Below are 14752 nucleotides of genomic sequence, written 5' to 3' on the forward strand. Positions count from 1 at the left end.
ATTTAAACGGGCGCCGGCTCGCGATGCCTGCGAAAGCTTGGCGACCGGCGTTCTGACCGCCAATTTGCTCATGCTCGCGCCAGCCACTGGTCGAGACTGAGTCGGCCGATCCGCGCGTCGCCGAGCGGGACAAGCGATTGTTCCTCGACGCGACCGCCGTAATAGAGCGCATCGCGATCCGTCACCACCGGGCGGGCATCGCCCACCGATTTCAGATAACGCGAGACGATCTCCGCGAACGGCACGCGGTCGGGGCCGGCGATGTCGATAGTGCCGTTCAGCGGCGCGGCGAGAGCGACCTGCGCGAGAGTTGCGGCGACGTCATCTGCGGCTATCGGCTGAAACAGTCCGTCGCCAACGCGCACCGTACCGCCTTCCGTGCCGTAATCGGCGATTGCGCCGATGAATTCCATGAACTGGGTCGCGCGCACGATCGTGTATGGCACGCCCGCCGCCTCGATCGCTTCCTCCTGCGCAACCTTGGCAACGAAATACGGGTTCTCCGGTGTGCGCTCGCAGCCGACGATGGACAGCGCGACGTGATGGCGTACTCCAGCGGCCACTTCCGCTTTGCCGAGGTTGCGCGCCGAGTTGCGGAAGAAGTCGAGCACCGCCTGGGGCTCCCACGAGGGCGCATTCGCCACATCCACGACGACTTCAGCGCCCGCTAGCGCATTGCTCAGGCCCTCCCCTGTCACGGCGTTCACACCGTTACGCGGCGACGCCGCAAGCGCCTCATGACCCGCGTCGCCAAGCAGTTTCACGAGACGCGACCCGATCAGGCCGGAACCACCGATTACGACAATCTTCATGACAGATTCTCCAGATGAGAGGCAGTGAACGCGCAAAAGCGCCTGGCGGGCGTCGCATCGACTGAACGATTTCGCCGCCGTCGCATCGCGTGAGGCTATTGTGGGAAGATCATGAACTATCGAAAAGTGCCAGGAATTGACGTTTCGACCAGGCCAAGTCACTTCCGCACACCTTGCCAGCAAAACAGTCATGCCCGCGCCGCCCGCCACATTCACCATCGATGTCAATCGCCGGCAGCACTCGCCGATCTACCTGCAGATCTGCGAGCGCTTCAGAACGGCGATCGCTGCCGGCCATCTGCGTCCCGGCGATCGCGTGCCCGCGCTGCGCAGCCTCGCCACTCAGCTGAACACGGCACGCGGCACGGTTGAGCTGGCCTATACGATCCTCGTCGACGAGGGTTACCTGCAGATGCGCGGTGCAGCAGGCACCTTCGTGTCGCCCTCGCTGCCGGCGTCGGTCACGCGCCCATCGCAGATCGCGAGGGATTCGAACGGCAGGCAAACCGCGAAGGAAAAGGCCGCGCCGGAAGCACAGGGAGACTTGCCCGGCGCGCTTGGGGAGCCGCGCCAGCCTGCCATTGCCGCCGCCATGAGCGGCGAGCCGCGGCCGCTGCAGCCCGGGTTGCCGGCACTCGACGCGTTTCCCGTCAAGGTATGGAATCGTCTCGTTTCGCATCGCGCGCGCAGCGGCGAGCGAGCGATGCTCGCATACCCCGATCCGGCCGGCTACCGGCCCCTACGCGAACACATCGCCACCTACCTCGGGTTGTCGCGCGGGGTGACCTGTGTGCCGGAGCAGGTGTTCGTGACCGGCGGCTATCGGGCGACGCTCGAACTCGTGCTGCGCAGTCTCGCCCGCCCGAACGATCGCGTATGGTTCGAAGATCCGGGCTATCTGCTCGCGCGCGGTTTTCTGGCCGAGACCGGCGTCCAGCTTGTAGCGGTGCCGGCGGATGACGAGGGTATCGATGTCGAACGCGGCAAACGCCTGGATGCGCAGGCGCGCTTCGCGCTGGTCACGCCCTCGCATCAGAGCCCCCTCGGGCGCACGCTGTCTCTCGCGAGACGCATGGCGCTGCTGGACTGGGCAGAACAAGCATCGAGCTGGATCGTCGAAGACGATTACGACAGCGAGTTCCGTTATCTCGGCCGGCCTTTGCCGGCGCTGAAGAGCCTCGACCGGCACGATCATGTGATCTATTGCGGCACGTTCAGCAAGGTGATGTTTCCCGGTTTGCGGCTCGCGTATACGGTGGTGCCGGAGCGGGCCGTCGAGCGCGTCGCCCGGGTGGCGTACAGCATGAATGCCGGATCGCCGACGCTGTTGCAAGCGGCGTTGGCGGATTTCATCGAGCGGGGGCATTTTGCGCGGCATCTGAAGCGCATGCGTGCGTTGTACGCCCAACGGCGCGTGCTGATCGTGCACGCACTCGAACAGGCCTTCGGCGAACGGCTGATTGTCGAATTGCCGCCGGGGGGAATCCAGTTCGCGGCGCGGTTCAGCGAAGGCCCTGATGGTCCGGTAGACGACGTCGCTGTCGCCGCCCTCGCCCGTGAAGCAGGGCTCGCCGTGCTGCCGCTTTCGGTCTGGTACGCGAATGCCCGCACGCAGCACACGCCGCGCGGCCTTGTGATGGGGTTCGCGAACGTTGCGGATGCGGGTGAGGCCATCCGGCTTGCGCGAACGTTGCGTGGGTGTCTCGAGGGGCGGCGCAGATGACGCCGCTACAATAAAGACCTTGCTGCGCTAAATCCTGGAGGCGTAAATAACGATGCCCCGACACAATCCGGCACTGCATCGCAGCCAGAAAGCACCCATGACCAAGACGAAGCGGCGCTTCCTGATCGCCGGCGTAATCGTTCTGTTGACTGCGTTTGGCTGGATGGTGGCGATCGTCGCCGCGCCCGCGTTCCAACGCACCATCGTCATGACCAGCGGCGCGGACAACGGCATCTATCGCGGCTTTGCGGATCGCTATGCGCCCATCCTGAAGCGCGCGGGCATCAAACTCGATATCCGCAGTTCTTCAGGCTCGGTGGAAAATTATGAGCGGTTGAGAGACCCGAACAGCGCCTACGAAGTCGGTTTCATCCAGTCGGGGACCACCGGCCCGAAGGAGACCGACGGTCTGCAGACGATAGCTGCCGTGTCGTATGAGCCGATCTGGGTTTTCTATCGCGGCGACACGACGGTCGACAGGCTGTCGCAACTGCGTGGCAAGAAGATTTCGACGGGCGTGCCCGGCAGCGGCCTGCTTAACGTCGCGCAGGTGTTGCTCGGCTATAGCGGCATCACGAGCCAGAACGCCACCCTCCTGCAAATGGATGCACCGGCGGCTTACCAGGGGCTCGAAAGCGGTCAGATCGATGCGGCTTTCTTCATCGGCAGGCCCGACGCCGGGATGCAGAAGACGCTGCTGAACAGCCATCTCAAACTGATGAGTTTCGCGCAGGCAGACGCGCTGGTTCAAAAATTCCCATCGCTTTCAAAGATCGTCTTGCCGCGCGCGTCGACGAGTGTCGCAGATGATCTGCCGCGCACCGACGTCACGCTGCTCGCGGCAACGGCGCTGCTGGTATCAAAGAACACGCTGCACCCGGCGCTCGTCTATTTGCTGCTCGACGCGGCTCATGCCGTTCACGGCGGCGAAGATTACTTCACCCCGCTCGGCACGTTCCCTAACCTGAAGACGGAGGAATTCCCGATCTCCGACGAAAGCGTCCGCTACTTCAAATCCGGTCAGCCGTTCCTGTACCGCTCTCTGCCGTTCTGGCTCGCGAGTGTGATCGAACGACGGCTGTTGATCCTCGTGCCATTCGCTGCGCTCCTGATTGGCTTGCTTCAGGCGTTGCCGCGCCTGCTCGAAGCGCGGATGAAGAAGCGGCTCGTGGTTTGGTACCGCGAAATCAAGGCACTCGAAGACGAAGTGTGGAGCAACCGCGAGCCGACGCGCTCGCAGATCGCGCAATGGAGCGAAGAAATCGAAAACATCGACGCGAATGCGAGCCGGATACGCATTCCATATCGCTATTTTCAGGATGTCTACGCCCTCAAGCAGGCGATCGGCGTCGTGCGGGACCGGATAACCCATGTTGCGCAGCGAACGAAGGAATAGCGGCGCGTCGGCTTCGCAGCCGACACCCCACTATTGTGCAGCTGCAGAAGACGAATAGATCGCGGGCGCGGCTGGACCCTCGACCTTGAGCACGCCCAGCGCACCCTTATTGAAGGCGCGGAAAATCGAATGGTCGACGAGCAGGAACGTACCGGGAACCTCCGTGCGGAACTGGACGACCTTCGAGCCACCCGCCGGAATCAGCGTTGTCTGCACGCTTTCTTCGTAGTGTTGATTCGATCCGTCCCAAACCCGATCGAAAATTTCGCCGATTACGTGGAAACTCGATACCAGATTCGGACCGCCATTACCCACCAACAGCCGGACCGTTTCTTCCACTTTCGCTTTCAACGCGTTATCGCCAGTCAGTGCGCCCTCCCTTCCGTTGAACAATACGTAAGTCGGCTGTTCGTCGATCGCCTTCTCCATATCGAAGGTCTGCATGCCTTGATCGTTATATTTGCCATTCGTGTAGAAGTCGCCCTGCATCACGTAGTATTCGCGATCGACTTTCGGCAAGCCTTCGTGCACGACCGGCAAACGGGCCTTCTGAACGCCTTGCTGGTTTCTCCTGCGAAGCGCGCCGAGATCGCCGCGGGCAAGATAGCCGCGGGCGCGACGCTTGCCTGGATACAAAGCGCACGCCTGCTGCCGTTCTCCCCTACAGTCGGAATCGGGCTCACGGCACCGCGCCTCGCACTCCTCATCCTCGCCATGGCGCTTGCCGCCTTCGCATTTTCCGCACTCGGTCTCGCGCCGGACTGGATCCTGCTTGCCGCCGTATTCGATCCCGCCGCCTATGGTGTCGACTTGATGCGCGGCGTGTTGACGAACCAGTTTGTAATCGCACCGGCGCGCTCGCTTGCCACGCTCGCGGCGTGTCTGTTCGTTGCGGGCTGGCTAGTCATGCGCCATATCAGCCGGCGCGACACGTAGCAACCTTGATGAATTGAAGAGAATATCCCATGGGTGAATTCAGCACTCGATCAGGATGCCGAACTGATATCAGCCACCATTGTCGATGTCAACGCAACGGAGAAAGCATGTCACACGCAGGCGCAACGATGAAACGCACCGCAAAGTGGCGGGAACGCCTCTGGCACCCTCGAGAGCGGGCAGCATGAGCCCCGTACGCGGACGCTTTCACGTACCGTGCATTTGGGAAACGCACCACGTGACGCCTCTGGTTCATCTGAGGAAGCTCAATCAGAAACCGTTGTCGTGCGGCCCGATCTCGACGCGAGGCAGCTACTACCACCTCGAAGCGATGCCGCGCACCGGCGGCAGCGCCTTCACGCCCGTTTCCGAGCGTCATTGTGCGGAAAAGCTGCTGCGGCGCCTGGGAAGAGATCCGCTGCCCGTTTTCGACCCAATCGCGCAATCGCTTGCGAGTGCCGGTGCGACTCCTGTCTCGCGATTGCGCATGACCGCACTCAACGCAGATCTGTTCGACGCGATTCACATGCTCTGCATCGTGAGAGGTGCGGTGCCGCGAAACGGCGTAATGCGCACATTGGCGGCGCCGCGATGCAACCTGGATGCACTCGTACAACGCCACGAAATCGTCCGCTTCGCGCACGCACTGGAAAACGGGGGCCACTCGCTCACGCAGGCCGTCGAGCTGCTACGCAAGTCCAATCCGCGTCTGCGGGAATTCACGTTCGAATTTCTGCGCGAGCGGATGATGCGGGAAGGGTTGCCGATCTACCCTTGATTCTGTCACGGTCTGGCCCTCCTGGAAAAATCACCCAAACAGGCGTACATCGCCGTTCGCACCCCCTAAGAAACCATGCAACTACACTAAATCACAGGATTGAAAGGTATTTATCCGTCAATCCCCTTTTTCGCGTGCCTCCCAACGCAGGCATAATTCGAAAGGAGCAGCGCAATTAAAAGGGTCGTTTTCGTATTCCTGACTATCCATGGACTACGCAAGGCGAGACGTTCGAGCGCCTCCAGTCCCACGATAGATTTTCCGGCGTCGGCATAGCGGCGTCGGGCAGGAATGGATTCATGAAACCGGCAAGGAATTCGCGGTGGTCACGCTTTGGCCGATACGTGGCGTCGGGTGTTTGCGCGGCCGCACTCGCGGCGACGGCTGGTTTTCTTTACTGGCGACATGAAGCGAATCTTGCGCGGTCCCAGCCGGCAGCGCTTACCGGTGTCGCCAGCGAAATGCGGCATGACGCGTCGCCATGGACGAAGCGCGAGAAAGATGCCTCGGAATTGCTGCGCGATATTCACGACCGCGATGTCGCCGCGATCGGCGTGAGCCGCGAAGCGATTCTCGTCTCGACGATCAAGGGCGAAAGGTACTATGTGGCCGATCACAATGGCGCGTTCGCGAACGCCCTGCTGCTCGGCGACCTGAGGCCGGGCGCGGCGCCTTCCTGGCAACTCGTCTGGTTGCCTCACGCCGATGTGCACATCGGCGCCGAGCGTTGGACAGAAGCCCTCGACCGCGTGCGCGACGCGCTTAGTCTGGTGCTGCCTGTGCTGATGCTAGGGGGCTTGCTGTGGTTCATGCGCCGGGAAATGGGGGGCGGCGCGCAATTGCTAGGCGAATCGCCGACTTTGCGCTTCGACGACGTGATCGGCGCAGGCGAAGCAAAAGCCGCGCTCGCCGACGTGCGTGCGTGGCTCACCGAGCCGGCGCAGTTCACCGGCATGGGTGTGCGAGCGCCATGCGGCGTGCTGATGACGGGCGGCCCAGGCGTGGGCAAGACGCGCCTCGCGCAGGCGCTCGCAGGCGAATGCGGCGCGAATTTCATCGCCATCACGGGCGGCTATTTCAGCGCAAAGTATTACGGCGTGGGTATTCAGAAGGTCAAGCGCCTGTTCGAACTCGCGCGCAAAAACGCGCCCACGGTCATTTTCATCGACGAGGCGGACGGTCTCGGCAAGCGCACCGATACAGGCGGTGGCCCGGTTGAAGCGGAAAGCAACCGCATCATCAACCAGCTGCTCGCGGAGATGGACGGGTTCGGCTCGAACGAAGGTGTGATCATCGTCGCCGCGACGAATCATCCGGACAATCTCGACGAAGCGCTGCGCCGCCCAGGCCGTTTCGACCGCACGGTGCAGGTGCGTTTGCCCGACCTGGAAGATCGCGCGGAAATTCTGCGGTTTTACGCCGGCAATCTGAAGACGAAAGCCGACGACCTCGATTTCAACCAGCTTGCGCGGCTGACCACGGGCCTTTCACCGGCCACGCTCTCGATGATCGTGAATCAGGCGGGTCTCGTCGCGCGCAAGGCCGGTAAGCAGGAAGTGGCCGCTGTGCATTTTCTCGAGGCGATCAAGATTGCGCGCATTGGCGACGTCAACGGCGCGGAGCGCGCGCTTTCTGACGACGAACGCACGCGCATCGCGATCCATGAAGCGGGGCATGGTCTCGTCGCCGCCCTCCTCGGCACCGGCATGCTCGAAGAAGTGACGATTTTGCCGCGCGGCGGGGCATTGGGCGTGGCGCTGATCACGAAAATGCAGGACAAGTACCTGTATCGCGAGACCGAAATGCGCAACGAGATCCAGGTGCTGCTCGGCGGGCGCAACGCGGAACTGCTCATGTTTCACGAAGCATCGAGCGGCGCAGCGCAGGATTTGCAGGAAGCCTCGCGCATCAGCCTCGACATGGTGTCGAAGCACGGCTTCAACGCGGACGGCAATCTGTTCAGCCTCGCGGCGCTGCCGCAGCAGGTCGCGGGCCTGCAGTTGAAGACCGCGATCGAGCACGCGAACGGGCTGCTGCACGAACTCAACGACGCATGTTTCGCGTTGCTGCGTGCGAACGAGCCGGTGCTGCGCGCGATCGCCGACCAGTTGCTCGAATCGGAGACAGTGCCCGGCGAGACGGTCTATCGTCTGATTCGCGAACATGCGGCGGCCGTGGCGAGCACGCAGGCGGTGACCGAAGCGGCCACCGCGTGAGCCGCCTGCACCGCCGTCATCGCTCAGCGCTTCAAGCCCGTTCGAGCGCCGCCATCGCCCTCGCAATCACGAGCAGCACGGAAAGACTCACGCCGCTCGAAGCACGCAGTTCCGTCAGCAACTGTCCATAACGCTCCAGCGCAGCCTCGTGCTGAGCGCACCATGCGTCCACGAGCGTTTGCGCGTCGGCGGCATCGGCGCCTTGTGCGAGCACGCTCGTGGTGAGCGCGCGCTTGAGGTGCGCCACCTCGGCGAGCGCCGCCGCGCGCGCCATGGTGTCCCAATGCGTCGGCGTCGGCAGCGTTGCCGCACGCTCGCCAATCCAGCTGTAGTTGAGCCGCGTTCCCAGGGCGAAGTATGCCGCCGCAACGCGCTCCAGCGGGCGGTCGCACGCCGCCGCCACATCGGCGATGTCGAGCAGCGCTACCGAAATGTCTCCGCTCGCCACGCGCAGCGCAAGCGCGTTTTCGACCCCCGCCTTCACGAGCTCGCCCTGGCGTGCCGAAAGCGCTTCGAGATCCGCTTCGGGCAACAGCGTCGGCAATTGCGGCGCGAGGCGTTGAGCGGCGTCTCGGCAACGTGCGAGCAGCGTGCTCATGCCATCGTTATCCACCACACCTGCCTGCAGATGCCGCAGGAACCAAAGCGCCGCGCGTTCGAGCAGCCGCGCGATGTCGACGAACATGCGCGCCTGCACGTCGTCGGGCACGCGGTTGTCGAGCGCGTCGATGGCGCGCCAGATATCGTTGAGGCCGAATACGTCGCGCGCCATGATGCACGCGCGCACGATTTCGCCGGGCTGTGCGTCGGTTTCCTCCATCAAACGATGCACGAATGCGCAGCCCACGCGGTTCACGAGCGCGTTCGTCAAATGGGTCGCGAGAATTTCGCGCCGCAGCGGATGCCGCTGCATGGGTTGGCTAAAGCGCTGCTGCAGCGGCTGCGGGAAGTAGTCGATCAGCAAATCCGCAACGAGCGGGTCTTCCGGCACGGATGAGTCGAGCAACGCATCGTAGAGCCACATCTTGCTGTAAGCGAGCAGCACGGCGCGCTCTGGCGACGTGAGCCCGAGTTTCGCGGCCTGGCGTTCGGCGATTTCGTCGTCGGTCGGCAGGAATTCGATATGGCGGCTCAGACGCCCTGCGCGCTCGAGCCAGTGCATGAGGCGTGATTCGGCATCGAGCAGTTCCACAGCGTAGCGGCCCGCAATCGAAAGCGCCTGCGTCTGGTAGTAGTTGTCTCTCAGCACCAGCAGTCCGACTTCGTCGGTCATCTCCGCGAGCAAGCCATTGCGCTGTTTCGTCGTCATCTCGCCGTCGGCCACCACGAGGCCGAGCAGGATCTTGATGTTCACTTCGTGATCCGAACAATCTACACCTGCTGAGTTATCGATCGCATCGGTATTGATATGGCCGCCGTGCTGCGCGAATTCGATACGCCCGAGCTGTGTGACACCGAGATTGCCGCCCTCGCCCACGACCTTGCAGCGCAGTTCGGAGCCGTTCACGCGCACCGCGTCGTTGGCTTTGTCGCCGACTTGTGCGTTGGTCTCGCGCGCGGCTTTCACATACGTGCCAATGCCGCCGTTATAGAGCAAATCGACGTTCGCAAGCAGGATCGCACGAATCAATTCGGTCGGCGAGAGCGCTGCCGCCTCGATGCCAAGCGCTGTTCGCACCGCGGCCGAAAGCGGGATCGTCTTCATGGTGCGCGCGAACACGCCACCACCTGCCGAAATCGCAGCGGGATCGTAGTCGGCCCAGCTCGAGCGTTCGAGCGCGAAGAGCCGCGTGCGTTCCGCGAGGCTCACGGCCGTATCGGGATTGGGGTCGAGGAAAATATGGCGGTGATCGAAGGCTGCGACGAGCCTGATATGTGGCGAGAGCAGCATGCCGTTGCCGAACACGTCGCCCGACATGTCGCCAATGCCGACCACGGTGAAATCGGTGCCTTGCGTATCCACGCCTATTTCGCGGAAATGCCGCTTGACCGACTCCCATGCGCCGCGCGCCGTGATCGCCATCTTCTTGTGGTCGTAGCCCACGGAGCCGCCCGAGGCGAAAGCGTCGTCGAGCCAGAAGCTGTATTCGGCGGATATCGCGTTCGCGTAGTCGGAGAACGTGGCCGTGCCCTTGTCGGCGGCCACGACGAGATACGGGTCGTCGGAGTCGTGGCGCACGACATCGGGCGGCGGCACGATCGCGTTGTTCACGAGATTGTCGGTGAGATCGAGCAGGCCGCGCAGGAAAGTCTGATAACACGCGACGCCCTCGCGCATCCATGCTTCGCGATCGCTCGCCGGCGGCGGGTTCTTCACGACAAAGCCGCCCTTCGACCCCACCGGCACGATCACGACGTTCTTCACCATCTGGGCTTTCATGAGGCCGAGCACTTCGGTGCGGAAGTCTTCGCGGCGATCCGACCAGCGCAGACCGCCGCGCGCGACGCGCCCGCCGCGCAAATGCACGCCCTCCACGCGCGGCGAATAGACCCAGATCTCAAACATCGGCTTGGGTTCGGGGAGGCCCGGCACTTTCGACGGATTGAATTTGAACGAGAGCGAGGGCCGTTCTGCGCCGTTGGCATCGCGGCGGAAATAGTTCGTGCGCACCGTCGCATTGATCACGCCGAGGAACTGCCGCAGGATACGGTCTTCGTCGAGATTGGGCACCTGGTCGAGTGCGCTTTCAATGGCCTCGAGCATGAGCGCCGTGCGCTCTTCCCGTGCCTGTGAGTCGCGCGGATCGAACCGGAGTACGAACAGTTCGACGAGTTGCCGGGCGATCGCGGGATTGCCGGTTAGCGCACGCTCGATATAGGCGTCGCTAAATGTCGAGCCCACCTGGCGAAGATACTTTGCATAGGCGCGCAGGATCGTGACTTCGCGCGCGCTCAGATAGGCCCGCAGCACGAGCCGGTTGAAATCGTCGTTTTCGATGCGGGCGTTCCAGACGCTTTCGAACGCGTCTTCGAATAGCCCCTTCACGCGTTCGATGTCGAATTCGGCGTCGTCCGCAAGTTCGAGGCCGAAATCGTGGACCCATGCAGGCGCGCAGGACGGCGCTTCGATCACATAGGGCCGCTCTTCATCCACGCGCACGCCGAGATGTTCCAGCATCGGCAGGCTGCGCGAGAGCGCGATCGCTTCGCCCGTGCAATAGACCTTGAAGCGAAACGTACGCGGCCCCGCCTCGATCGGGCGGTACAGATTCATCGCGATGTGCTGCGTCCCCTGCACCCGCTCGATCAGTTCAATGTCGCGTACCGCCGTGCGCGCCGGATAGTCGTCGCGATAACCGGGCGGAAACGAATCGGCGTAGCGATGCAACAGGCGCGTGCCCTGCTCTTCGCCGAATGCATCTAGCAGCGCGTCGGCCAGATCGTCCTGCCAGCGGCGCGTGACCTGCACGAGCCGCGCTTCCAGTTCGTTCGTGTCGACTTCGGGCATCGAGCCGGGCTCGGCGTGCACGACGAAATGGATCCGCGCGATCGCCGACTCCGAAAGCAGCGGCGTGAACTCCACGGAAATGCCGTTGAAGGCCTCCACAAGCAGGTTTGCAATCCGCCGCCGTAAGTCGGTGTTGTACTTGTCGCGCGAAACGTACACGAGGCAGGAAACGAAGCGGTTGAAGCGGTCGCGCCGCACGAATAGCCGCGTGCGCTGGTGTTCCTGCAAGCGCAGCACACCGAGCGCGATATCGAAAAGCTCGTCTTCGCTCGCCTGCAGCAGTTCATCGCGCGGATAGGTTTCCAGCACCGTCACCAGCGATTTACCGAGATGGCCTTTCGGCAGAAACCCCGCGCGCTGCACGATATTCGCGCATTTGCGCCGCACGATCGGGATTTCGGCGGTGGAAACCATATAGGCGGTCGAGGTGTAGAGGCCCACGAAGCGGCGTTCGCCGCACACTTTGCCGTCCGCGCCGACGAGTTTCACCCCAACGTAGTCGAGATAGCCGGGCCGGTGCACGGTGGCGCGCGAGTTCGCTTTTGTCAGGAAAATGGGCCACGCGCCGCTGATGATGTCTACGGCGGCGGGAGGCAACGGCGTGATGTCGGGCGCGCCCGGCGCGCGCAGCGATTCGCGCAGAATGCCGAGGCCCGAGCCTTCCACGCCGCGCAGGGCGTACCCGCCGTCATGCGAAACCAGCGCGTAATCGCGTTGGCCGAGGAAGGTGAAATGGTCAGCCACCATCCATTCGAGAAACGCGCGAGCTTCGATATCCTCTGCGCTCGTTTCGCGCGCTTTCATCGTCTTGATGGTGGTGCGCGCAGCCTCGAGCAGGTTCGGCCAATCTTCTACCGACGCCCGCACGTCGCCGAGCATCTTGGCGATGTCGCTGCGCAATTCGTCGAGCTTTGCTGCATCGCCGCAGCGGTCCACCTCGAAATGGATGAACGAGGCGAGTTGCGATTGGCCATCGCCGGCGCTGGCGCCGGCTTCATCCACCCGCTCGATTGTGCCGTCCTTGCCGCGCCAGATCCGGAATACGGGGTGCAGCGCTGAATGCAGCGCGAGCCCCAGACGGTTGACGGCCATGGAAACCGAATCGACGAGAAATGGCATGTCGTCGTTCACGATTTCGATGACTGTATGGTCCGAATGCCAACCGTGCTGCTCGACGATCGGGTTGTAGACCTGCATGCGTTCGCTGCCCGGCACGAAGCGCTGCGCAGTTCGCCAGTGCGCCATGGCGGCGCCGTAGAGGTCGGCGATGCTGCGGCTGCGCAGATCCTCGGCGTCGGCGAAATCGTAGTAGTGCCGCAGGAAAGGCTCGACGATCTGGAACGTCGGCTCGGGCAAGCGCGCCCGAGCAAATTCCATGACGTCGGAGAGCAGATGGGCGACGAATTCTTCGTTCCTCGCTAGCATGATGAACTCCTTGGCGGATAGTCATCGACTGCATCGGCGGTTCGGTCATTATGCACCGGGAAGGTGATCGAACGATGAATGCGTGCGCACGGACTGCCTCACGGTAAGGCGCTGCACTGCAATGCGGATGGTGGCGCAGAATTTGCTGCCTGCGGATGCGCGCTTCAACGCGCTTTATGGCGCCGTTTTCGATGCGGATTTGAATTGGGCGAGCAGCCAGGTGCGCAGCTTCTGGCTCGTTTCCCACCGGACGCTGGCCTGCGGAAGGACAATGTAATAGCCCAGTGACAGGGGCAACGAAAAATCGAACAGGCGTTGCAGTCTTCCAGCCGCGATATCGCGCTCGACGAGATGCTCGCTCGTGAGCGCAATGCCTTGCCCCGCAATGGCGGCATCGATGGCGAGCGACGATTGGCTGAAGTGCGGGCCTTTCAGCACGCCCAGTTCATGTGTGCAGCCCAGTGCGTTGAAAAACTCCGGCCACAGATCATGAGAATCGTGGAGCAGCACATAGTTTTCCAGGTCCGAGACCGTTCGCACCGGGCAATGGGATTTGAGCAGCTGCGGGCTGGCTACGGCGAACACCTGCAGCGGAAATAGCAGGTCGCTGACGAGACCTTTCGCGAACGGCGGCTTGCTGAGCCGAACCGCGATATCTACGCCGTCGGACCTGAAGTTGCACAGCGCAGCATCAGCAATGATCCGGACGTCGATGTCCGGGTGTTGCTCTCCAAACGCTGCAAGCCTGGGTATCAGCCATTTCGAAGCGAAGGACGGCGTGGTGCTGATTGTGAGGGACGTTGAACGCCGGTTCAGCTCCGCGGTCGCGTCGGCGACGATCGTGAGCGCCCGTTGAACGGCAGCGAAGTAAGTCTGCCCCTGCGTCGTGAGAGCGAGACCTCGCGGCCCCCTCACGAAAAGGGGCAAATTCAGGGCCTCCTCCAGCACCCGAACCTGTTGCGCCACGGCGCCTTGCGTGACGCCGAGCTCCTCGGACGCGAGGCGGAAATTGAGGTGCCGGGCGGATGCGTCGAACGCACGAAGCGCATTTAGCGGCGGCAGATGGCGTGGCTTCAATGAATGTTTCAACGGGTCTATTGGCTAGTGGAAAGCCGATAATCAGCCCGCAGTGATCCACCAACGAGCCAGTAGATATTTTATTGTCAGACTATAAGAAACATCATTCGACAATCCAATCGTAACGCCATACAGTTTCTGGACGGTTCCCATATGGCGCAGCTTTGATGCGCTGAATCCCATTCAAGGAGAGAGCACGATGGCAGTAGAAAAAGTAGCACTCGTCACGGCGGCCGGCAAGGGTATGGGCGCGGCGATTGCGCGCGAACTGGCAACCGGCGGCTACCGCCTGGCCTTGATGTCGCCCTCCGGCAGCGCGGCCGAGCTGGCAAGGGAGCTTGGCGGGTTCGGCTTTACGGGCTCGGTAACCGAGCCGGACTGTATCGACCGATTCGTCGGCGAAACGCTCGAAAAGTATGGGCGCATCGACGCTGTGGTGAACAACACGGGGCATCCGCCGAAGGGCGATCTGCTTTCCGTCGCAGACGAACAGTGGCACCTCGGACTCGATCTCATCTTGCTCAACGTCGCTCGCGTGCTGCGTCGCGTGACACCCGCGTTTCTCGAGCAAGGCGGCGGCGCGGTGGTGAATATTTCGAGCTTTGCCGCTGGTGCGCCTGAGCAGGCCATGCCTGTTTCTTCTGCGCTGCGCGCCGCGTTGAGTTCGTTCACGCGCCTTTATGCCGATCGCTACGCAAAGGACAATATTCGAATCAACTCCGTGCTACCGGGATTTATCGACAGCTGGCCCGAAACGCCCGAGATCGTCGCCCGCATTCCGGTTGGCCGCTTCGGGAAAACACAGGAAATCGCACAAACGGTGGCGTTCCTGTTGTCGGATGCTGCGGGGTACATCACGGGGCAAAACATCCGTGTGGATGGTGGCATCGTGCGCGGTCTATAACGCTGCAAATACGCCGCAAATATGAATCAGAGCGTCG

The 14752-nt window shown here is 62.5% G+C and carries 8 protein-coding genes and 2 pseudogenes; 6 read left to right on the forward strand and 4 right to left on the reverse strand.

What is annotated here, in order from left to right:
- Nucleotides 1-68 precede the first annotated feature (68 nt).
- Nucleotides 69-812 carry an SDR family oxidoreductase gene (locus BHE01S_RS09925; protein ID WP_042263225.1) on the reverse strand — a complete coding sequence of 248 codons (744 nt, stop codon included), beginning with the start codon at nt 810-812 and terminating at the stop codon, nt 69-71.
- 190 nt (nt 813-1002) lie between these two features.
- Between BHE01S_RS09925 and pdxR the strand changes: the two genes are divergently transcribed.
- A complete protein-coding gene (gene pdxR / locus BHE01S_RS09930; protein ID WP_042263227.1) occupies nt 1003-2535 on the forward strand; it encodes a MocR-like pyridoxine biosynthesis transcription factor PdxR in 1533 nt (510 codons plus the stop codon).
- A 97-nt stretch (nt 2536-2632) separates the two neighbouring features.
- The gene (locus BHE01S_RS09935) at nt 2633-3931 is read left to right on the forward strand and encodes a TAXI family TRAP transporter solute-binding subunit (protein ID WP_042263228.1); all 1299 of its coding nucleotides are present in this window, start codon (nt 2633-2635) and stop codon (nt 3929-3931) included.
- Nucleotides 3932-3982: 51 nt separating this feature from the next.
- Here BHE01S_RS09935 and BHE01S_RS39000 read toward each other — a convergent pair.
- Nucleotides 3983-4456 (reverse strand): annotated as a pseudogene (locus BHE01S_RS39000) (copper-containing nitrite reductase); the annotation flags it as partial.
- Here BHE01S_RS39000 and BHE01S_RS39005 point away from each other — a divergent pair.
- The 3 genes and pseudogenes from BHE01S_RS39005 to BHE01S_RS09955 all read left to right on the forward strand — a co-directional run.
- A pseudogene (locus BHE01S_RS39005) lies at nt 4409-4867 on the forward strand (ABC transporter permease); the annotation flags it as partial. The pseudogenes BHE01S_RS39000 and BHE01S_RS39005 sit on opposite strands and share 48 nt — an antisense overlap.
- Before the next feature lie 184 nt (nt 4868-5051).
- The gene (locus BHE01S_RS09950) at nt 5052-5645 is read left to right on the forward strand and encodes a hypothetical protein (RefSeq protein WP_157025264.1); all 594 of its coding nucleotides are present in this window, start codon (nt 5052-5054) and stop codon (nt 5643-5645) included.
- Nucleotides 5646-5944: 299 nt separating this feature from the next.
- The gene (locus BHE01S_RS09955; RefSeq protein WP_042263236.1) at nt 5945-7861 is read left to right on the forward strand and encodes an AAA family ATPase; all 1917 of its coding nucleotides are present in this window, start codon (nt 5945-5947) and stop codon (nt 7859-7861) included.
- Between the two features lie 31 nt (nt 7862-7892).
- Here BHE01S_RS09955 and BHE01S_RS09960 read toward each other — a convergent pair whose 3' ends face one another.
- Nucleotides 7893-12734 (reverse strand): NAD-glutamate dehydrogenase, encoded by a 4842-nt coding sequence (locus BHE01S_RS09960; protein WP_042263237.1) that lies wholly within the window; start codon nt 12732-12734, stop codon nt 7893-7895.
- 174 nt (nt 12735-12908) lie between these two features.
- Nucleotides 12909-13823 (reverse strand): transcriptional regulator GcvA, encoded by a 915-nt coding sequence (gene gcvA, locus BHE01S_RS09965; RefSeq protein WP_042263239.1) that lies wholly within the window; start codon nt 13821-13823, stop codon nt 12909-12911.
- Between the two features lie 187 nt (nt 13824-14010).
- Here gcvA and BHE01S_RS09970 point away from each other — a divergent pair, with 187 nt between their 5' ends.
- A complete protein-coding gene (locus BHE01S_RS09970) occupies nt 14011-14715 on the forward strand; it encodes an SDR family oxidoreductase (protein ID WP_042263241.1) in 705 nt (234 codons plus the stop codon).
- Nucleotides 14716-14752 lie beyond the last annotated feature (37 nt).

It is taken from the genome of Paraburkholderia heleia NBRC 101817 (genome assembly GCF_000739775.1).
Lineage (GTDB): Bacteria > Pseudomonadota > Gammaproteobacteria > Burkholderiales > Burkholderiaceae > Paraburkholderia > Paraburkholderia heleia.